We start from the raw sequence: 19,351 nt of genomic DNA, 5'->3' as shown, positions 1-19,351 counted from the left end.
ACAGCCATCGCCTTGGTCACGTGCCTTGGTCGGAGCGCATGATCAGACGAAGGCCGCCTCAGCGTCAGGTGAATACTCAGCTGACCACCGAGTTCGAAGCGCCTTTCGGAGCCGGCCCAACCACCGCCGCCCTCCCGGTAGCGTGATCGACGTGACAGCTGAGGACGGGGCGGCACAGGGCGAAGCACTCGACGGCGGCATGATGAACGCGGGCGCGGTCGTCCGCCGCGGTTCCCTGGTGGAACGCCCCGCGCCGCCCACTGCGCGCGCCCTCCACGCCCACCTCCGCGCACTCGAAGAACACGGCTTCGACGCGGCTCCGACTCCGCTCCAGCTCACCACGGACGGCCGCGAGCATCTGACCTACATCCCCGGTGACGTTGCCCTGCCGCCGTATCCCCGCTGGGCGATGACGGAGACCGCTCTGCGTTCGGTGGGAAGCCTGCTGCGACGCCTGCACGACGCCGGCGCGGCCATCCCCGTGGACACCCGCGCCGCATGGCCCCAGGCTCTGGCCGACCCGGAGGGAGGAACGATGCTGTGCCACAACGACGTGTGCCCGGAAAACGTCGTCTTCCGCGACGGCTATGCCACGGCCCTGATCGATTTCGACCTGGCAGCGCCCGGACGACCGCTGTGGGACATCGCCATGACCGCCCGCTACTGGGTCCCCATGCTCGATCCCACGTCCGCGGCAGCCCTCCACCCCGCCGGGCTGGACGCCCCGACGCGACTGCGAATCCTCGCCGACAGCTACGGCCTCTCTCCGCAGGAACGCGCCGAACTACCCGGCATCATCGAACAGGCCACAGCGTCCTGCCGGGCCTTCGTCGCCGACCGCGTGACCGCTGGCGACCCTGTCTACACACAGGTGCTGTCCGAGCGCGGAGGTTGGCAACGGTGGGACCGCATCCAGGAGTGGCTCGTGGCCCACCACGAGAAGTTCACGACCACTTTGCTGGACTGACCGGGCCAGAGGTTGAAGAACAAGCTGAGTGCCTGTTTGAGCACTCAAGAAGTCTGTCGGCAGCGCCCTGGTGGCGAGGCCCGTGATTACGCAGATTCTGACCATGAATCACGGGGAGAACACGCGCGCCGAGTCTGAGCAGCGCCATGTCGAATCACAAGCCGCTGAGATCGAGACGGCTGCGGACCGCGCAGCCGGAGAGCAAGCCGCAGTGGAAGCCGCGGACGGGCAAGCCCAGGACAAAGTCATGACGTATTGCATGCTCGGGGCCATGTAGACCTGCCGAGATGACCCGCCTGCAGGTCCGTCGCGCAGTGAGGTTCGCACTCTCGACCACTTGACCTGGGGCCGCCGCGACTGGGGCTGCGGGTCATGAGGGTGATGAGTGCCCAGGTCAGGTTTCAGGGTCATGTTGAGGAAGTCGCCGGACCAGTTGGTGAGTTGGTCGGCGTAGGCGTAGTCGGCGCAGATCTGCGCGATCTGCGGCTACATGACCCGCAGGCGCCAGAGGAGTTCGCGGGCCGCGTCGCGGTCGGTGACCAGGAGGCGCGCTACCGGCGGACCGCCGAGATCAGTCCGCCGGGCCGTTCCTCGCGCTGCGGCGGGGTGCTGATCGGGCGGCCGTAGGCGGCAGCGCGCTCGCGCAGGGTGTGGCTGCCGGCCTCCCAGCCGTGCCCGGCCAGCCAGCCCACCGGGTCGTCGGGCATCTCCGAGACCCACATGGACGCCGCCGATCCCGGCGCGGTGTCCGCGCCGAAGCGCTCGATCACGCCGCGCGAGCCCAGCGTCAGCCCCATCCGACTTCCTGCCGCCGACTGCGCGCTGATCCGGGCCAGCAGCAACTCCACCGCGTCCTCGGGCAGATAGATCAGCAGTCCTTCGGCGATCCACACGGTCGGCACCGTCGGGTCGTGCCCTGCGGCGGCCAGCGCACCTGGCCAGTCCTCACGCAGATCCACCGCGACGGTGATCCGCTCGCAGCGTGCGACGGCCCGCTCCTGGCGCAGCACCGAAGCCTTGAAGTCCAGTGGCGCGGCGGTGTCGACCTCGAACAGCCGGGTGCCCTCGGGCCAGTCCATCCGGAAGGCCCGGCTGTCCATGCCGGCGCCGAGCAGCACGACCTGCCGGACCCCGGACGCGGAAGCCTGCCGCAACAGGTCGTCGAGGAACTTCGTCCTGATGACAATGGAGAACGACACGGCCAGCCGACGGCGTCGCCCGGCCTCGTCATCGGGCGGCGGCGAGGAGGGCCACAGGCCGCCGGCGGCGGCGAAGGCCTGTGCCAGTGGGTCGCGGAACAGCGCGTTCTCCCGCTCGTTCTCCAGCGCCCGCACCCTGGCCACTCCCACAGCCGTGGCCCACACTCCCGACGGCTGCACCTGCTCCTGCTCATCAGTCACAGCACCAGCGTAGAAGGTCGGCTCCAAGGGGCCTGATGAGGGGAGCCCGTTCCGGTGGTGGGTCGGTCGCCGGCATGTCTCGTCGATGGTGAGGGTTCGTCCCGCGTCATGACGGGTGACGGGTGACGGGACGGCTGTTCTTCGAGCCGGGCGAGCGTCCGGGGCCAGGGCCGGCGGGTTTCGGTGCACCGGCCGGCGATCCGGTTCTCGTGCACAGGCCGGAACCCGCGTCAGGGACTCGACGCGTACAGCGTCGTACAGCAGCCTCACCCTCGCGGCCTTGGCAGGATCAACGGTGTCTCGACAACGCACTGGTCGCACCAGGGCCGCATCGCTGTCGCACCCGTCCTCAACAGCCGACAGGCACTCAACTGCCCTTGCGTGATGGGCCGTTGAAAACAAGCTCAGGCGGAGCCGAGTCAGTCGATGACGACGATGCCGCCCTCTGTACCTCCATCAGCGGCATCGCTTGCGTAGGCGAAGATCAAGCTTCATCGCTGCACGGAAGGGGTTGAACAACAACTTCAAGCACGGACACGGATCAGCAGACTGTTCAGCTGTTCAGGCGGAACGATGGATGCCCTCGGGATCATCGTGGGCCCATCCGGCGTACTCCTCGAAGCCCATGTTGCCGATGCTGAGGTTCGCGTGGATGTCGTGGACCCCTGCGGGGGTGGTGCGGAACTCAGACCGAATTCGGTCAGCTGCTCGTAGTCCTCGTCGTCCACGCACTCCTCCCGCGTCAGCGTGGTGACCGCCAGCAACGTGTGAGGCAGTGCGTGGCCGTCGGCCTGCATGGTCATCCGGTCGGCGAGGAACACAACGCTCAAGTCCTCGTCCGCGCGGACCGCCGTCACCACCTCGTCGGGGGTCGCCCCTGCCCAGACCGGATCGTCGATGACGTGGACGTGCGCCTCGTACTGTCCGTCTCCCCAGGGTTTCCTCAGCACCGCCACCACGTCCTGCCATGCCTGATCGTCCTGGTAGTCCGTCCTGACGACCAGGGCGTCGAACTCGTCGCGGCCAGTAACAGTTGGCAATGCGGTCATGGATCCTTCTCCTCGGGCGGTCGGTGGGGCTGCCCGACTGTCTCACGGGCATTGTTCTCGTGAGAGGGCAGGTCAGGAGAAGGCCGGACGGGGGCTGGTCCTGGCTTCGCGGCCACCGGCCCGGGGCCGCACGGCGGCGCGTGGGGGCGGCCTGGTCGGCCCGGACGTCACGAGGACGGACACCTATACGGACGGCGTCGACCCCGCGGACATGGAGCATGGGGCATGGGGACTGAGGCATGGAGACCAGCATGTCTGGCGTCTTCGTCGTCGAGGACGAAGCGGCCAGCGAGATTCAGTGGTCGGGACGATTCACGCCCCGAGACGTCCCGGACGCCGACGTCGTCGCTCTCTTCACCGGGATCTACAGCGAGGGCCTGGAGGCTCTGCACAAGAGCCTGGGCTGACCTTCCGTACCACTACGCCACCCGGTCACCCGCGGCCGCGGCGCGGACGGAGCCGTCGACGTCGGTCTGCAATCGGCGCATCCAACTCCTGGCCGGAACAGCACACCGGCGCAGCCGGCGGAACCGGCGGAACCGGCTGCTCGACCGCCGCCCGGTCCGGGCGTTACTCCGCAGCGCTTGATGGCGTTCGAAGGCCGGCGACGATCTCGCGGGCGTACTGGTCCTCCGGGCCGTAGTCCTGGACGGCCTGGGATGCCTCCTGGGCTCGGTCTGTCTCGCACAGCAGTCGGACGAGGACGTACAGAGCGTCACGGTCGCCTTTCCGGGCTCGGCTGCGCAGTTCCGGAACCATCCCCCGTCGACGAAACGCCCTGTTGAGTCTCCGGCGGGCATGGGCATCCGTGAGAGCGAGCTCCGCGAGTTCGGGGAGGCGCTCCGCGCGGGCGAGCAGGTCCATGTGCCACAGGTGGTTGTTGTGCCTGTAGGGATCGACGGAGACGCATTCGGCGTGGGCGGTGACCAACGCGATGGCCACATCCCAATTCTGGTCCCGTTCCGCCTCCTGCGCCCGCTCGTACCACTGCACAGGGCAAGTATCACGTAGTGCCGTGCAGCCCCGCAGCCCCGCAGCCCGGTCGGCGTGGTCGCCGATCGAGGTTCGTAGGAGTCAAGCGTCTGTATGTCCATTGATCTCCTCGGCGGAGGCGAACGGCCGGACGCTGGATCGCTACGCGGCCTCACTGCTCGCCTCCGGCCAGGACGCCGCGAATCTGGCTGTGGCGTTCACCGGGCACGCTTCGGAGGAGCTTCGGGGCTGCCTGGTTCACGAGTTGGTCCTCAGGGGCATCGCCGTCGCAGAGATACCGGGGATCGCCCGTTGGGCGACGTCGTCGCATTGGCGTCGTCATCCGCTGGGCGGGCTTCCCCTGACGCGGTCGGACATCGAGAGCCGGTCCGACCTGCCGAGGTACAGCAGCCGCGGCAGTAGTCACTCGATGCCGTTCGGGCCGTCGGAGAGCCGCGAACCGGCTGTGCTCACCGGCGTCCGTAGCTCCTCGGCGCAGGAGACGACGACGGAAGCCGACGCCACGGTCATCGCCACGGCCGTGGCGAACTGGGCCGAGGAGTCCAACGGGCGTATCGAGGCACGGGGCTTCGATCTCGCGAAGCCTCTGGACCCCGCGTCGGTCCCGGCCGCGCTGCTAACGCCGGGGCTGGACTGTCTGCGCGGAGCGGGGAAGAAAGCCGCGCTTTCGGTCACTGTCCTCCCGCCGGCCCAGGCATGGCGAGTCGTCTTCGGTGCCGCGTCCTCGGGAGGGGCGTACAGCCGCGGTTCCTTCGGTGCCTATGGCCGTCTGGCGGCCTGGCGGTCTCTGGCCGCGCTGGCCGGATGCCCGGAGGGCGCCACCCCCGACGAGGTGGAACCACAGGTACGGGACTGCGTCTGGCACGGTTTCGATGCCGACACGAAGTGGTTCGAGCAAGTGGCCTGGGACATCGGCCTGGCCGCCCTTGCTCCGGATCGCCGGCGTTTGGCCGTGTTGGCGGCCACCGACACCGACTGACGTCCGCCGGTACCGACCGGCGTCAACTGATGCTGGCTGTACTGCCGGTCGTGTGCGTGTGGGGGGCGGGGAGTTGGGACCGGTTCGCCGTGCCGAGTGCCGCCCGTGTCACCGGGGTTCCAGTGGATCCGGGCGGCTGAGCACTTGCGCCGGCGGGGTGCCGGTGCGGGCCGCGGCGATGAGGCGGGCGCGCAGCTGGGCGCGGGTGCGAGGGCGGAACTTCGGGTCCCGTCCGCAGCCGCACGGCTCGAAGCCGTCGTAGCGCAGTCCCGCGTTCAGGACCGCCGCGACGACCGACCACGCCTTCCGGTTGCCGCGGCGGGGCGCCGCGAAGTCGTGGCCGGCGCACAGCAGCGGCCCGGCGCAGTTCGGGCACGTGTGCCCTCTGGTGCCGTTGGGATGCCGTTTGAAGCTGATCCGGCACGACACGCACGCGTAGTGCAGTTTGTAGTGGACGAAGGCGTAGGTGCACATGGGCCGAGCCTATTGAAGGCGCTTCGTCGGTGACGGTCGGATTCCGTGTCAGCGAGGGTCCTGTTGTCAGGGCGTGGGGGAAGCCTCGGTGAGGGACATCCAGCGTCGGACGGTCTCCTGGTGGGAGCCGGTTGCCGTGCCCGCGGCCACTGTCTCCGCGTCCGAGTCGGAGCACGGTGTCCCTGAGCGGGTCAGCAGGACGAGCGGCCACTCGGGGCCTGCGCCGGGCCCCTCTCCGTCGAACGGGGCCCAGTCCCAGGGCCCGTCGAATCGCCATGCCCGCCCCGCCGCGTCGGCGACCTCGTCTCCCGGTCCGAGGAAGGCGTACGGCCGCATCAGCAGTTCGATGGAGAACGGGATCCCGTCACCCGGGTTGAGGGGGAAACCCGTACACCACGGCCAGCGCACCGACACATGGTCCCAGGTCACACCCCGTTCGACTCTGGCCGCTGTGAAAGGACAGGCGATCGACAGCACGTCACCGGCCCGGAGAGTCTCGTCGTCCGTCATCGGGCCGGCTAGAGCGGGCATGGTTCACGATCCGTGTCGGGGCTGCCTGGAGCTCGGGCACTGACGTGGTCGGCGCGGCGGGGAGGACCTCGCCGAGTTCAGTCACCGCCACCGCCACCGCCTCCTGGCGAAGGCGCGGACACGCGGACACGCGGACACGCGGACACGCGGACACGCGATGCTGCCGGAGTCCTACAGTTCCGTGGTGGACATCCACAGCTCGAGATCGGTGACGACCAGGCGGCCCGCCCGCTGGGCGGACGTGTCCGGGACGACCGCACGTACCAGCGGCTGGTCGCCCTTCTCGACGGTCACCTTCGTGCCGTCGAACTTCGGCGACCTGGTCCGAACCACCGAACGCAGCTTGGCCGCGGCACGGTTGGCGGTCGCCGCGTCCTTGACCACGAGGCACAGCACCTCGGTGTTCTTGGCGGAGGAGGCGGCCAGCTGGCCGACGGCGGACAGACGTACCGGCTTCGTGGAGCTGAGGGGACTGAAGTCGGCCCAGTAGGTGTCTCCCAGGCACTCGGCCGCGCGCCGGAACTCCTTCTCGTCGGCCAGCGAGGCGCCCTGCTCGGGGTGGACGGCCGCCATGGGCGTTCGGCCCTGTGAGGAGTACGAGATCTCATCCTCCGAGATCTGGAAGGAGGGGCCTGTGCGGCCCGTCCGCGTCCAGGTCCGGCCGTCCCCGCTCTGCCGGTACCCGTTCGACTTCAGCGCGGCGGTGATCGCGGCCGCGTCGAACGAGCCCTCCCAGTGGCCCGCGTTCTTCGTGTCGACGGCGGTGTCGATCTGTGTGACCTTCACGTGCTGTGACAGCGGCCCGGGCTCGTACTCGGTCAGCAGACCGCTGCCAGGCCGGGCGACGAGAGCGAACCGCTTCTCGTCACCCTTTCTCAACTCGCGTGCCTTGGCCGCGTCGAGATAGCTCACCCCGTTCGAGCCGTTGCTTTCGGCAAGAGTGCTCAGCCCCCGCAGCACTCCGGAATCGCCGTCGCCTTGGCCGGAGCCGGAGGAACAGCCGGTGCCGGCGAGGAGGAACAGGGCGAGAGCGGCGGTGCCGAGGGCGGATCTACGCGCTGTTGTGGGCATGACGGGGAAGCTTAGCGGCGCGCTGCGGATTGTTTGCGTCTTTCCGTTCTCACAGCGGCGGTGGGAAGTTGTCGTCCCCTGACGAGCGTCCCCTGACGAGGGGGCCTCAAGCCGGGTGTGCGCTCAGCCTCCGTCGACGTAGGCGCGTGCCGCTGCCATGACGTCGCGGTAGTGGCCCTCGGCGATGACGCTGAGGGGGGCCTGGTCGTCGAGTTGGGGGTTCATGCCGATCAGCCAGGCGCGCGCGGTGTAGAGGCTTTCCGCGTCCTGGATGAGTTGAAAGACCTGGAGTGCCGCGCGCAGGCGCTCCTCCGCTTCGGGCCTTGGCGTGTTCTCCCCCGATGCCCACTTGCCGACCTGACGATGATCACTGAGGTTGGTGATGCGTGCCGTGAGCCGCTGGCCGAGGTTGTCCTGGAGGAACCTGGCGATGTCGGCGATGGACATGCGCACGGTGGTGAGGTGCGCCTTGGCGGCGGCTTCGTCGCTTCTGGTGGCGGTCGGTTTGGCGGTGGGCATCATGAGTGTCTCCCTTGTGTCGTGACGGACGCCGGCCGGGGCTGCGCGGTCGTCGGTCAGACAGCGGGTGGTCGCGAGCGGATCGGTCGTCTTCGTGGTGGTGGTGGGGGGCGCCGAGTGGTGCTGTGCCGGGTGCGTGCCGGGGTTGTGCCGGCTGCGTCCCTTGGCCGGCTGGGGGGCGCGTGCGGCGGGCGGCGCTGGTGGCTCAGAGAGGGTGTGCCGCCTGGGGATGCGGCGGGCGCGCGGCCGGTGGGTGGCCGTGAGGGGCTGTGTGCCGGGGGCCTGAGCATGCGGGCGGTGAGCCGCTGAGGGTGGGGTCCATAGTGGTCCCTTCCTGTTTCGCGTACCGTCACGGTAGCCATATCCCACCCGCTTCTCCAGCGATTCGCCTCAATGCGCCGTTGCGCTCGTCGGCCTTAACCACCGTCCACGGTGCAGTACTTCGGACCGTGACATGCGGGTTTTCCGTTTGGGCGGGGTGGTTGGGGCTCTGTTGCGGTAGTGCGGTTCGTTCGTTTGGGCTATGCGTATTCAGGTGCTGACCCGAGGGGGTTCAGCGGGGGAAGAGAGGGGAGGTCAGCGGATGGTGAGTCCATACTCCTCGGCTACAGTCCGAAGGCCCTCCGTCTCGGGCCAGATGGGCTGGGACTCGACTTCCGCCAGTTCGGTGGACTGGAAGACGGCCCAGCATTCGCGTGCCGCGAAGCGCGAGCGGTAGACGATGCCGCTGATGAGGGGGCGCTGCTCGCGGTTCTGCTGGGCGACCGCCCAGGCGGCGATGGTGCGGGTGATACGACGGTCGGAGCCCTGGATGTGTTCGTGGGTGAGCTTTTCGATGTCGAGTTCGGCGAGCGTGGGTTCGAGTGCGCGCTGGATGCCGCAGAGGGTGTCCTCGTCGTCGACGTCGAGGAAGCGGGCGTCCTTGTCGGGCATGAGCCGCACCAGGGTGTGGCGGGTGCGCCAGTCGCGGGGCAGGTGTCCTGGTGGCATGTAGGAGGGCTTGAGCCAGTCGTCCTTGATGACGTCGCGGAGTTCGTGTGCGACCCGGAAGGGGGCGAGCGCTTCGGCGAAGCAGCCCTCGAACTCGGAGGCGCAGTAGAGGGTTCCGTCGCTCACCAGGCTCCACCGGTTGCCGCTGGAGCGGTCGGCGTCGTCGGCCGCGATCTGGTTGTACCTGAGAGGATCCTTCGCTTTGCCCAGGTGCCAGACTCCGCGTTCGGGGGCCGGGACAAGGCGTACCTCCGGGTACGTCTCCTGGGACATGCGCCGCTCCTTAGGGACGGGCGCGTGGTTCGCGCCCGCCGTGTGGCCGGGCCGCGTACCGTGGCGTGGGGCATGCCCGGGCTGTGTCGGTCTACTGGTGGGTGCGTCGGCCTCGGGATGGTGCGCGCCTGCCGCGGCGGGCTCTTCCCTGGTGAGCCGATGCCGAACGATCATTCTTGGGGATGGATCGGTTCGATGTGGCGTGATTTGGCGCAGGGCGTGGGGCGCGTGTGGGCATCCAGGGGGGCGCGCGTTCGTGTGCTCACCACCCTTCGAGGTGGACCTCCACGACGGCCACCCCGGCGTCCCCGGTGAGCGTGAGCGTGGTGACAGCGGGTTCCGTGCCGGGATGCGCGGTGAGGGTGTGGACGCGGTTTCCCACGGCGAGTTGGAGGACGCATCGGCTGGTCGTCGCGTCCCAGACGCGGACGGTACCGTCCCGGGACGCGCTGGCGAGGTAGGCGCGGGGCCGGGGGCGCGGACTGGTCCAGGCGGTGACGGCTTCGATGATGTCGGTATGGCCGCGCAGGTGGGTGCTGTCGCCGGCCGGGTGGGTCAGGTTCCATACGCGCAGGGTGTCGTCGCCGGCGGTGACCAGGTGCGGGCCGTCGGCGTTGCGGGGGTCGATGGCCAGCGCGTTGATGACGCCTTGGTCGCAGCGGAGCCGGCGGCGGGGCAGGTCGTGGTCGGGGGACCAGAGGCGGACGGTGCCGTCGGCGCTGCCGGAGGCGATCCAGACGTGGCCGGAGCGGTCGGTGCACGCGGTGACGGCGCGGACGCTGTATTCGTGGGGCCAGGTCTTCAGCAGATGACCGGCGGACAGATCCCAGAGGCGGACGGTGTAGTCGTCGCCGCCGCTGACCAGGAGCCGGCGTGTTCCGTCGGTGCACAGGGCGAGGCTGTGGATCCTCTGCTGGTGGCCGCCGAGGACGGGGAGGACGCGCAGACCCGTGTCGGGGGCCAGGGGCTGCCAGGTGCGGATGGTGAAGTCGTCGGACGCCCAGAGAAGTTGCTGTACGCCGTTGTGCTCGTGCCAGGCGAGGGCTGTGACGGCCCGTCCCGAGGGCAGCGTCATGCTGGCCTCACTCGTGCCGGTGCGCGAGTTCCAGACCTGGATGACGGCGGGGTAGCTGACGGCCAGACGCAGGCTCGACGCGTCGGTGCTGGTGGAGGCGGCCGCGAGCGCGGCGGGGGCCGGGACTGCTCCCTTGAGCGCGTTGCGCACGGCGTCCGCGGTCCAGGTACGGACGGTGTTGTCGTGGGAGCAGGAGATGAGCACGGTGTCGTGGGTGCCGGTGGCGGGGTGCAGGGCGGTGACGGTGTCGGCGTGGCCGGTCAGGGATCCGGCCCTGGTCCGCGTGGTGAGGTTCCACAGGTCAATGCTGTTGCCGCGGCCGACGGCGACGAGGTGTACGCCGTCGCAGCTCAGACTGGCCAGTGCCGTGATCGCGTGGTCGCCTGCGGGGATGTGGTCGCCGGCGGTGTCGGGCAGGGTCCAGAAGGTGAGGGTGCCGTCGTGGTGACCCGCGACGATCTGGCCCGGGACGGAGGTGCCGGTCAGGGTTCTCACGGCGGCGCTCAGGGCGTGTTCGGCGAGGAGTTCGCCGGTCGTGGTGGTGCGGACGGTGAGGGTGTGGCCGGCGCAGACGAGGACGTCGCGGCCGTCGCGCGTACGGGTGACGAGGGTGGCGAAGGCCGAGGGTTCGGCGGGGTGGGGGCGCAGGCTGGTCAGCTCGTACGCGCCGTCGCGGTCGTTCCAGCCCATGACCTCGCCCTGGCCGTCGATGGCGATGACGGTGATCTCGCCGGACGCCGCTCGGTAACCGGTCAGCGCGGCGGTCCAGTTGGGGCGGTTGACGAGTTGGTCGATGAGCAGGCGTCCGGCGGCGTCCCAGATGCGGACGGTTCCGTCGGTGCTGCCGGAGACGAGGACGGTGCGGACGCCGTCGGGGATCAGGGCGAGGCAGCGCACCGCGCCGTCGTGGGCGCGGATGCGATCACCGAGTACGGCGCCGGTGGTGGCGTCGAGCAGGTCGACGACGCCCGTTTCGCTGCCCAGCGCGATCAGTTGGCGTGTGCCGTCGCTCAGTGCCGTCATGGCGAGGAAGCGCCCTTTGACGGTGGCCAGGACGTTGGAGGGAGGCGTCCACCGCGACCAGAGCACCCGTAGTTGTGAGCCGTGCAGGGCGGTGGTGCCGGCCGGCATGGCCGCCGCGGGCAGGCCCGGGAAGCGCATGGCGGTGTGGGCGAGATGGAGGCTGGAGCAGCGCGAGGGGAGGTCGGCGTGCTGGATGTAGGGCTCGATGGCGGCCCACGCGTGCAGCCACCAGCGGTTGCCGCGGCCGCGGTGCGGAAGGCGCAGCAGTCCTCGTACGGCGTCGCCGGCGACCCAGGGCAGCAGGCTGGGCGGAAGGTGCTCGTCGTCGAGGACGCCTGCGAGCGCCGCGTGCCGGGCCAGGTACCTGGCGAGATAGGGGTGTGGCTGTTTGCCGGCGTCGCGGCCGGCCAGCGGGGCCAGGGCGTCGGTGATGGCTTCGTGCGCGCGCTGGATGGCGGGATCGGGTAACTGGATGGCGGGATCGGGTGAGGCGTCCTGTTCCGGCTGGCTCAAAGCCGTTTCCCCCTCGGTCGGCCAGTGGCGCAGCAGCCAGGCGAGCTGGTGGTGAGCCGGCCGGTACACCCTGCGGTCGTCCTCGATGTCGTGGGTGAGATACCCGGCGAGGCGGCCGTTCAGAAGTCGCTGAATATGTGAATCGACATCGGGGATCGGACGACCGGTGAGGGCCTGGGCGGTGGCGGGCCAGATCGCCGCCCAGGGCAGGCCCCGGCCCAGGGAGAAGGCCGTGGCGCGCAGCAGGGCGAGTACGGCGTCCCCGTGCGGGTCGAGTTCGCCGATCTGCTTCAGGTCTTCCTGGAACAGGCCGAGGGTGCCGGCGCGTGCGCGTGTCCGCCAGAAGGGATCGCGCAGTTGCCGGGGGCCCTCTTCGATGAGCTGCTGTGCGGCGAGCCGCGCGTCGAGGAAGGAACGGCCCACCAGTGAGGCGATCTCCTTGGAGGCCTCGGCGCGCCGTTCGTGTTGTGTGCGGGCCCATGAGGCGGTTCCGAGCAGGGCGAAGACGTATTCCGGGATCTCCTGTGTCACGGCGGCGGTGTCGGTGCGCAGGAGCGTCGCGGCCGGCAGGGCGGTCCGCAGTTGCCCGAGGAGGCCGGAATCCGGTGTGTTGCCGTCCGCCTCCGTGGGGTGGGGTGTGTTGCTGCGTACCGCGAGGACGAGGCGTAACGGGCGACCCGCCGCGGTCGGGGAGTGGGAGGACGTGGTCTGTGCGGGGATGGTGATGTCCGGCGGGTCCTTGCGGTGGCGGCCGCGCGAGGCGGTGACGAGAGGCTGCAGGACGTCGCGGAGGCAGGCGGCGGGGTCGGTGGCCTCGTCGAAGGCGTCGATCACCACGGTCAGCGGCCGCTCGTCGGGAACGCGCAGCGCCGCCGCGAGGGTGTCCTGCCAGTGGCGCATGGGGTCGCTGCCGGTCGCGGGAGGAGGCGGAGGCGGTCCGGGCAGGCGGGTGGCGATGGCTTCGAGCAGGCTCACGCAGCCGCGGTTGCGTGCCGTCACGGCGACGTCGACGGCCTGGGCGGGTGGCACACAGCCGTCGTCGGCGGAGTCGATCGCCCGTCGGTAGGTGGCGTCGTCGCGCGTCGCGGGCTCGCTCAGGGTGACGGTGCGGGCGAGGAGGGCGGATTTGCCGGTCGCGGCTGCCCCCGTGACGATGAGGGCGCCGGCCCGTCGGTGCAGGAACTCGGTCATCGACCGGGTCAGTGAGGAACGTCCGTTCAGGTACCAGAGGGGGTCTCGGTGGCTTTCCGGCGCGAGCCATGCGTCCAACTCGGCCAAGGGTACGGCGAGTTCCGCGCGTTCGGGTGGCAGGAGTGAACGCTGCGCTCTGTAGCCGGGGTTGGGCAGGGTCGGCAGCGGCTGCCTGCCGGGTCTCGACTTCAGTACCGGCTGGGGACCTGGCAGCATCTCCTCGGGGTCGGTGAGGCCCAGTTCGGCGTTGGTATCCGCGGTCGCGTCCTCCAGCGCCTCGATGAACTCGTCGATCGTGAGGTGAGGACGGGTGATCTCGTTGACGTCACGCAGCCGTTCATAGGCCCTGCCCAGAATGGTGGCGAACTCCAGTGCCCGGACCTGGGAGTCGGTGTCGGTGGTGGCGATGACGTTGAGGCTACGGCTTCTGTCGAGCGCCAAGTCACGTCTCCACAGCTCCAGTTCCGCGCCGATACCCTCGGCGTGGCAGGCGTTGAGGATGACCAGCACGTCACGGGCATGGGAGTCCAGTGCGGCGACGACCGCTTCGTTGGTCGGCATGCCGGTGGCGAGCAGTCGGCCGAACTCGGTGGCGGGCAGCCGGAGGAAGTGGCGCTGGGACAGGCCCAGCACGCCGTGCGAGGAGATGAAGAGGACGAGCGGCACGTGCTGGGGGGTCTCCCGCAACCGCTGCTCGTGGAGGAAGCGTTCGACGTCGTGCCGGGCGTGCGGCTCGACGCGGCACTCGCTGAACCCTCCGGGGGAGGGTGGCGCCCACCACTGCCGTACCACCTGCAATTGCAGGCGGATGGCGTCGGCGAAACCACGGGTGTCCGGGTCGTCCACGGCGATCACCGCCAGGACGCCCGCATCCGCCGGCGGACCGTCTATTACCGCATGCGTACCAGCCTGATGGCGATCTTCCGGATTATCCCCTTCCTCTGGATACATGCTCCCTATTGTTCACGCTCATGAACTACGCGACCGGCCGATCGGCCAATCCCGACGACGCGTCACCCGCGAGCGGGAACGTCACGCAGGACGCCGTCGTCGTCGTGCCCGGCATCATGGGCAGCGAGCTTCTCGACACGGCCACCGGCCGGCTCGTCTGGGGCCTGTCCGGCACGCGCTGGCTGGTCTCGGCCTGGACGAGCCGTGACGGTCTGGCGGCACTGCGCATGACGGACGACGAACTCGAGGGACGCGTCGGGCGCATCGTCCCGACCCAGCTCCTGCGTCACTCCGCCTGGACGCCGTACCTGAGGGGTTTCGAGCCCTACACCGAGCTGGCCGCCACGATGCGCCGGTGCGTGCCCGACCCCGCCTCCGTACTGGAGTTCCCCTACGACTGGCGTCTCCCGGTCGCGGTCAACGGCCGGCGCCTCGCCGCGGCCGCTCGCGCACATCTCATGAGCTGGCGCGGTCATCCCGCCCATGACGCCGCCCGCCGGCTCCGTCGGGACGCGGCTCCGGCGCGCCTGGTGTTCGTCTCCCATTCGATGGGAGGGCTGGTGACCCAGGCCGCTCTCGATCCTCTGCACGACTCGGATCTGGCCGCCGACACCCGGGCCGTCCTCACCCTGGGCACCCCCTTCTACGGGGCGGTCGCGGCCGCCTCCATCCTCAACAGCGGCCGCGGGGCTCCCGTACCGCTCCCCCACGGCAAGCTGCGGGATCTGTGCGCGACGATGCCCGGCCTGCACGACCTGCTTCCGCAGTACGCCTGTCTGCTCGACAGGGGTGAGGCCCGTCGTCTCACGCCCGGTGACGTCGCCGGTATCGGAGGAGACCCGGATCTCGCCCGCCTCGCCGCGGACGACGCCGCCAAACGGATCGCCATCGCTCTGCCCGGCCACCACGCCTTCATCGGGACCAGTCAGGAGACGACGCAGAGCCTGTCGATCGACAACGGGACCGTCCACGCCCACTGCCACACGGCACGTCGCCACAGCGACGGCTCCTTCATCCGTCGCGGTGACGGGCAGCTCGCCACCTTCGACTGCGAGGGCGACGGCACGGTGTCCACGGAGTCCGCCTCCCTCGACTCGGTCACCACTCCCCTCCCCCTGCAGCACGGCGCCGTCGCCGCCGACCGGTTCGCCCTGCGCGCCGTCGAGGAACTGGTGCGCCGCGACAGGCACTTCGGTCCTCCGATGGGCGGCGCGGGCTGCGGGCTGAGCACGCCCGACCTCGCCGAGGCCGGCACGCCGTGGACCATGACGATCAGCGGCCTGGCGTCACCGTCCGGCGTGACCTGCCGCATCGACGCCGTCGACGGTACGGCGCTGCCGCCCGCACGGCTCTCGCTGCACAACCGCCGCCTCACGGCGACGGCCCGCGTCGACGAACCGGGCCTCTACCGGGTCACGGTGCACAGCAGGGACAGGAACCGGGTGTCCCAGATGGTCCTGGTGACGCCGCCCGGCCAGGCCGCACCCGAGGGGCTGGAGGACCGGTCGGCGGGGGTGTGAGGAGACGGGGGTCGCGGTCTGCCGTCCTTGGTTCGTCGGAGCTGCCGCGTACGGGCGGTTCGGTCGGCGGGGTCCTGTCGCAACGGCGCCCGGTACGCGGACCGACAATCGCGTGCGGCGGCCAGTACGCGGGCCGGCAGCCGCGTACGGCCGCCGGTCACCCGGCAGCGGACAGGCGGCGCCGGATCTCCTCCTGCGAGACGTCTTCCACGTGGGTCAGAAAGACCCAGATGTGACCCGAGGGGTCCTTGAGGATGACGGTGCGGTCGCCGTGGAACATGTCCTTCGGCGGCTGCAGGATCTCGGCGCCGGCGGCTTCCGCGCGCTCGGCCACGCCGTCGACGTCCGGTACGAAGACGTGCAGCGTGACGGACGTGCCTCCGCCGAGCGCGGTCGGCGCGGCGAAGGAGGCGTTCTCCGCCTCGTCCAAGCCGGCGTCGCCCAGCATCAGGGCCGACTTCCCGATGGTGATCTCGGCGTGGAGAATCCCGCCGCCCGGGGCGCCGAGCCTGAAGTTCTCACGGGCGTCGAACGCCCGCTGGTAGAAGTCGATCGCCGCGGCGGCGTCGTCGACCATGATGTGCGGGATCACGGCGTAGCGGTAGCGGTCGGGGATCTCGGCATGGGCAGCACGCTCGGGCACGGCGAACCTCCTTGGGCAGGGCCGGACTGGTCAGTTCTTGCGGCTCCGGAAGGAACCTAGAAGCTCGAGTTTGGTTGAGGTCAAGCGCCGGTGAACGGCCCTGCGGGTGGCCCGGACCGTCGGCTCGAACCCGAACTCATGGCGTCGGCTCGACGTGCACCGCGGTGCTGGTTGGTTGTTGCGGGTCATGACGTTGCTGTCGCTCATGCGATGGGCGCGGGGGTGTGAGTCCCGGTAGCGCCTTGTGCGAGTGCCTGTTCTGCCTGCGCGAGTCTGCGGATTGCCTGGATCAGTTGACTCGACGGGAGCGTGTACGGCAGTCGGATGTTGCGTTCGAACGCACCCCCGATCCCGAATCGTGGTCCGGCCGCGATGGTCACTCCGTGGTCGGGCGCCATGGCTGCCAGCCGTGAGCTGATGGGCCCGGAGAATGTTGCCCATAGCGTCACACCGCCGACTGGTTGCAGGGCATGGACGTCCGGCAGGTGCTCGGTGAGTGCTTGCCGCAGGGCGTCACGTTGCGACCTGAGTTGCTGGAGCGTGTCCGGCCGCTGGGTTTGTTGCTCGTTCAGGAGGACGGCTGTGGCCAGCTGTTCGACGACGGGGGTGCCGAGGTCTGTGGTGGGACGGGCTTGTTCGACGCGTTCCAGGAGAGAGGGCAGCGCGCGTATCCAGCCTATGCGTAGGCCGCCCCAGACGCTCTTGGACACAGAGCCGATGCTGATGGCTGCCGGCATGTGAAGCGCGAGGGGTTCGGGGCGTGGAACGTCCAGAGCCAGATCGGCCATGGTCTCGTCGACGACCGTGGGACACGCGAGCCTGAGCTGTTGGCGCACGCTGGTGGGCATGCACATCCCGGTCGGGTTGTGAAAGTCAGGTATCAGGTAGGCCAGGTTCGCGGCTTGCCCTGCTGCTTGGAGTTGTTCGGTGTCCCAGCCGGAAGATGTCACGGCGACGGGCAGCAGTCGGGCGCGCGCTTGAGTGAATGTCGTGATCGCGTGTGGATAGGTCGGGTGGTCGATGAGGACTTTGTCGCGTGGCGACAGGAGTACGCGCGTCAGAAGAGCGAGCGCGTGCTGTGCGCCGTTGGTGATCAGGATGTGATCGGGCCGGGTGGGCAGTCCTCGCCGTTGATACCAGTGGGCGACTGCTTCGCGCAGCTCCGCGGTGCCGTATCGGTCGTAACCGTGCCGCTCGAAATGTCGTGGCAGCTGTTCAAGAGCCGTCGCGAACGCAGCGTGGAGGGTTTCGACCGGCGCAGCCGGCGCGGCAAAGGACAGGTCGATGGTCTCTGTGTCCGTGCCGACCGTGTGCTCGGGCGTGGTGTCATCAGGTAGCCGTACCGTCGCCCTGGTACGCGCCTGTGTGGCGAGGTATCCCTGCTCGACCAGCGTGCGGAATGCGGTACCGACGGTGGTTCTGCTGGTGCCGAGCGCGACAGCCAGGTCACGCTCGCTCGGCAGGGCCGCACCAAGGGGGAGACGGCCATCCAGGATCAGCAGGCGCAGTCTGTCGGAGAGGCGTTGATGCGCCGGCCCGGGCCCCTCCTGCCAGGCCCCCAACATCCGCGCTACCGCATGCGAGCTGATTTTCACCAAACCAGCATAAGCAATCTGGCTATGGAATCCAGGTCCAGATCACCCAGAGACTCACCGTATGGCACCCCCTGCTTCTACGGCACACACCTCCGTCGCGGCTCGTCACGAACCGCCCGTGATATCGCGGATGAACGCATTCGCCCAGGTCCGGGCGGCCCGGAAGGCACGCCGGATCCCCCAGCTCCTGTTCGGCTTGATGGGGTACGGGGCCGCCGTCATGCTGCTCGTCCAGTCCGGGCTTGGCGCGGCCAGCTGGAACGTGCTCACAGAAGGCACCGCCAAATCCCTTGGTGTCTCCTTCGGTTGGGCAACAAACCTGATCTCGCTGCTTGTGCTTCTCGCATGGATCCCTCTGCGAGAACTACCCGGGCTTGGCACGCTCCTCAACGTGGCGATCGTCGGGTTCGCTGCCGATGCCACCGCGACGGTGCTCCCCCACCCACACGGGCCGCTCGCCGAGATCGGATACCTGGCCGTCGGCCTTGTCACCCTGGCATTCTTCGACGCGCTCTACCTCGGCGCGCAGTTCGGGTCGGGACCACGCGACGGCATCATGACCGGACTGGTTCGGCTCACCCACCTACCCGTCGCCCTTGTGCGCACCGGCATCGAAATCACTGTTGCCTGCGCCGGCTGGCTTCTGGGTGGAACCGTCGGGGTCGGAACCGTGCTGATCGCACTGTGCATGGGGCCCCTCGTCGGCTGCTTCCTGCCGCTGGTAGCGGTTCGTCTTCCTGCCGTTGCTGCACCGACACGGCGCACTCGATGACCGTGAAGAGACCGTCGCTGCACCGCAACGCCCCACTGTCTGCCGAAGGCCGAAGGCCGACGCCGCCTCGGCGAACGCTGCAAGTCCCGCCCGATCGCCCACGTGGCCGCGGAGATGGGGATCTCAAGAGCGTGCGCGTCGAAGTGGGTAGACCGGTTCCGCCGCTACGGTGAAACTTGGCCTCCACGACCGGTCCTCCGCACCTCGCCACCAACCGCCGGCCACGCCGGGCGAGGTAGTGGAGCAAATCGAGCGGGTACGCCGGGAATACAAGTGGTCCGCAACGCGCATCACCTGCGACCTCTCAGTCCAGGGCGTCCAGATCAGTCGCCGGACCATCACGCGACATCTGGAACAGCTCGGACTGAGTCGCCGTCGGTTCATCGATCCATACGGGGAGTCCAACCGCACAGCGCGGCACATCATCGCCCACCGCCCAGGTCACATGGTGCACATCGACGTCAAGAAGGCCGGCCGCATCCCCGATGGCGGAGGCCGGCGAGTCCACGACCGCGGAAGTACGCAGGCCAGATCTGCAGAACGGCAGAAACGCCGAACCGGCCGTCGCGGCTACATCTACCTGCGCTCTGCCATCGACGGCTTCTCGCACCTGGCCTGCACCGAGGCACTGCCGAACGAGATGGCCACCCCCGCCATTACGTTCATGTGCCGCGCTCGCGTCCGGTTCGCAGCGCAGGCATCACCACCATCGAGCGGATCGTCACCGACAACGGAGGTTGCTACCGAGCCGATTCCTTCGCTCGCGCGCTGCTTGGGGTCGGCATCACCGACGGCCTCGTCGCCGACCTGACGCGCTGGGCC

Annotated in this window: 16 protein-coding genes and 2 pseudogenes; 6 read left to right on the top strand and 12 right to left on the bottom strand. The window is 69.4% G+C overall.

The genetic code is table 11. From position 1 onward, the window contains the following. Positions 1-199: 199 nt before the first annotated feature. Positions 200-967, top strand: a complete 768-nt coding sequence (locus tag OIB37_RS34940) for a phosphotransferase (protein ID WP_443058301.1) — start codon at positions 200-202, stop codon at positions 965-967. Positions 968-1,518: 551 nt separating this feature from the next. Here the strand turns inward: OIB37_RS34940 and OIB37_RS34935 are convergent. From OIB37_RS34935 to OIB37_RS36385, 3 genes and pseudogenes are all read right to left on the bottom strand, one after another. After that, positions 1,519-2,331 carry a class I SAM-dependent methyltransferase gene (locus OIB37_RS34935; protein WP_330462083.1) on the bottom strand — a complete coding sequence of 271 codons (813 nt, stop codon included), beginning with the start codon at positions 2,329-2,331 and terminating at the stop codon, positions 1,519-1,521. Between the two features lie 597 nt (positions 2,332-2,928). Then, a complete protein-coding gene (locus tag OIB37_RS36390; RefSeq protein WP_443058300.1) occupies positions 2,929-3,099 on the bottom strand; it encodes a DUF6924 domain-containing protein in 171 nt (56 codons plus the stop codon). Between the two features lie 50 nt (positions 3,100-3,149). Continuing rightward, positions 3,150-3,416, bottom strand: a pseudogene (locus tag OIB37_RS36385) (DUF6924 domain-containing protein); the annotation flags it as partial. 251 nt (positions 3,417-3,667) lie between these two features. Here OIB37_RS36385 and OIB37_RS34925 point away from each other — a divergent pair. Beyond that, the gene (locus tag OIB37_RS34925) at positions 3,668-3,823 is read left to right on the top strand and encodes a hypothetical protein (protein WP_330461613.1); all 156 of its coding nucleotides are present in this window, start codon (positions 3,668-3,670) and stop codon (positions 3,821-3,823) included. A 163-nt stretch (positions 3,824-3,986) separates the two neighbouring features. Here OIB37_RS34925 and OIB37_RS34920 read toward each other — a convergent pair whose 3' ends face one another. Continuing rightward, positions 3,987-4,409 carry a hypothetical protein gene (locus OIB37_RS34920; protein WP_330461612.1) on the bottom strand — a complete coding sequence of 141 codons (423 nt, stop codon included), beginning with the start codon at positions 4,407-4,409 and terminating at the stop codon, positions 3,987-3,989. Positions 4,410-4,431: 22 nt separating this feature from the next. Between OIB37_RS34920 and OIB37_RS34915 the strand changes: the two genes are divergently transcribed. Continuing rightward, complete coding sequence (locus OIB37_RS34915) at positions 4,432-5,388, top strand: DUF6183 family protein (RefSeq protein WP_330461611.1); 957 nt, start codon at positions 4,432-4,434, stop codon at positions 5,386-5,388. Positions 5,389-5,496: 108 nt separating this feature from the next. Here OIB37_RS34915 and OIB37_RS34910 read toward each other — a convergent pair whose 3' ends face one another. From OIB37_RS34910 to OIB37_RS34885, 6 genes are all read right to left on the bottom strand, one after another. Next, positions 5,497-5,862 carry a hypothetical protein gene (locus OIB37_RS34910; RefSeq protein WP_330461610.1) on the bottom strand — a complete coding sequence of 122 codons (366 nt, stop codon included), beginning with the start codon at positions 5,860-5,862 and terminating at the stop codon, positions 5,497-5,499. 66 nt (positions 5,863-5,928) lie between these two features. Further along, a complete protein-coding gene (locus tag OIB37_RS34905; protein ID WP_330461609.1) occupies positions 5,929-6,393 on the bottom strand; it encodes a hypothetical protein in 465 nt (154 codons plus the stop codon). A 171-nt stretch (positions 6,394-6,564) separates the two neighbouring features. Beyond that, positions 6,565-7,464 (bottom strand): hypothetical protein, encoded by a 900-nt coding sequence (locus OIB37_RS34900; protein WP_330461608.1) that lies wholly within the window; start codon positions 7,462-7,464, stop codon positions 6,565-6,567. 123 nt (positions 7,465-7,587) lie between these two features. Continuing rightward, positions 7,588-7,986, bottom strand: a complete 399-nt coding sequence (locus OIB37_RS34895) for an XRE family transcriptional regulator (protein ID WP_330461607.1) — start codon at positions 7,984-7,986, stop codon at positions 7,588-7,590. 573 nt (positions 7,987-8,559) lie between these two features. After that, on the bottom strand, positions 8,560-9,246 hold the full coding sequence (locus OIB37_RS34890) for an RES domain-containing protein (RefSeq protein WP_330461606.1): 687 nt from the start codon (positions 9,244-9,246) through the stop codon (positions 8,560-8,562). Positions 9,247-9,508: 262 nt separating this feature from the next. Next, a complete protein-coding gene (locus OIB37_RS34885; protein WP_330461605.1) occupies positions 9,509-13,894 on the bottom strand; it encodes a WD40 repeat domain-containing protein in 4,386 nt (1,461 codons plus the stop codon). A gap of 125 nt (positions 13,895-14,019) precedes the next feature. Between OIB37_RS34885 and OIB37_RS34880 the strand changes: the two genes are divergently transcribed. Further along, on the top strand, positions 14,020-15,519 hold the full coding sequence (locus OIB37_RS34880) for a lipase/acyltransferase domain-containing protein (RefSeq protein ID WP_330461604.1): 1,500 nt from the start codon (positions 14,020-14,022) through the stop codon (positions 15,517-15,519). A 157-nt stretch (positions 15,520-15,676) separates the two neighbouring features. Here the strand turns inward: OIB37_RS34880 and OIB37_RS34875 are convergent, their stop codons facing one another. Together OIB37_RS34875 and yczR are read right to left on the bottom strand one after the other, a co-directional pair. After that, a complete protein-coding gene (locus OIB37_RS34875) occupies positions 15,677-16,162 on the bottom strand; it encodes a VOC family protein (protein ID WP_330461603.1) in 486 nt (161 codons plus the stop codon). Positions 16,163-16,365: 203 nt separating this feature from the next. Continuing rightward, positions 16,366-17,757, bottom strand: coding sequence for a MocR-like transcription factor YczR (gene yczR / locus OIB37_RS34870; protein ID WP_330461602.1), 1,392 nt, complete (start codon positions 17,755-17,757; stop codon positions 16,366-16,368). A 130-nt stretch (positions 17,758-17,887) separates the two neighbouring features. On the opposite strand from yczR, the gene yczE reads away from it, so the two are divergent. Together yczE and OIB37_RS34860 are read left to right on the top strand one after the other, a co-directional pair. Continuing rightward, positions 17,888-18,529, top strand: a complete 642-nt coding sequence (yczE, locus tag OIB37_RS34865; protein WP_330461601.1) for a membrane protein YczE — start codon at positions 17,888-17,890, stop codon at positions 18,527-18,529. Next, positions 18,526-19,306, top strand: a pseudogene (locus OIB37_RS34860) (helix-turn-helix domain-containing protein); the annotation flags it as partial. The gene yczE and the pseudogene OIB37_RS34860, both read left to right, overlap by 4 nt. Positions 19,307-19,351 lie beyond the last annotated feature (45 nt).

The sequence above is a fragment of the Streptomyces sp. NBC_00820 genome (genome assembly GCF_036347055.1).
Taxonomy (GTDB): domain Bacteria; phylum Actinomycetota; class Actinomycetes; order Streptomycetales; family Streptomycetaceae; genus Streptomyces.
The sequence above is the reverse complement of the archived record's forward strand: the minus strand, read 5'-3'. Positions and strand labels throughout refer to the sequence as shown.

Bases quoted from the DNA above. Each gene is read 5' to 3' on its own strand.
- OIB37_RS34940 (WP_443058301.1), top strand. From the start codon at position 200: ATGATGAACGCGGGCGCGGTCGTCCGCCGCGGTTCCCTGGTGGAACGC.
- OIB37_RS34925 (WP_330461613.1), top strand. From the start codon at position 3,668: ATGTCTGGCGTCTTCGTCGTCGAGGACGAAGCGGCCAGCGAGATTCAG.
- OIB37_RS34910 (WP_330461610.1), bottom strand. From the start codon at position 5,862: ATGTGCACCTACGCCTTCGTCCACTACAAACTGCACTACGCGTGCGTG.
- OIB37_RS34905 (WP_330461609.1), bottom strand. From the start codon at position 6,393: ATGCCCGCTCTAGCCGGCCCGATGACGGACGACGAGACTCTCCGGGCC.
- OIB37_RS34900 (WP_330461608.1), bottom strand. From the start codon at position 7,464: ATGCCCACAACAGCGCGTAGATCCGCCCTCGGCACCGCCGCTCTCGCC.
- OIB37_RS34895 (WP_330461607.1), bottom strand. From the start codon at position 7,986: ATGATGCCCACCGCCAAACCGACCGCCACCAGAAGCGACGAAGCCGCC.
- OIB37_RS34890 (WP_330461606.1), bottom strand. From the start codon at position 9,246: ATGTCCCAGGAGACGTACCCGGAGGTACGCCTTGTCCCGGCCCCCGAA.
- OIB37_RS34880 (WP_330461604.1), top strand. From the start codon at position 14,020: ATGAACTACGCGACCGGCCGATCGGCCAATCCCGACGACGCGTCACCC.
- yczE (WP_330461601.1), top strand. From the start codon at position 17,888: ATGAACGCATTCGCCCAGGTCCGGGCGGCCCGGAAGGCACGCCGGATC.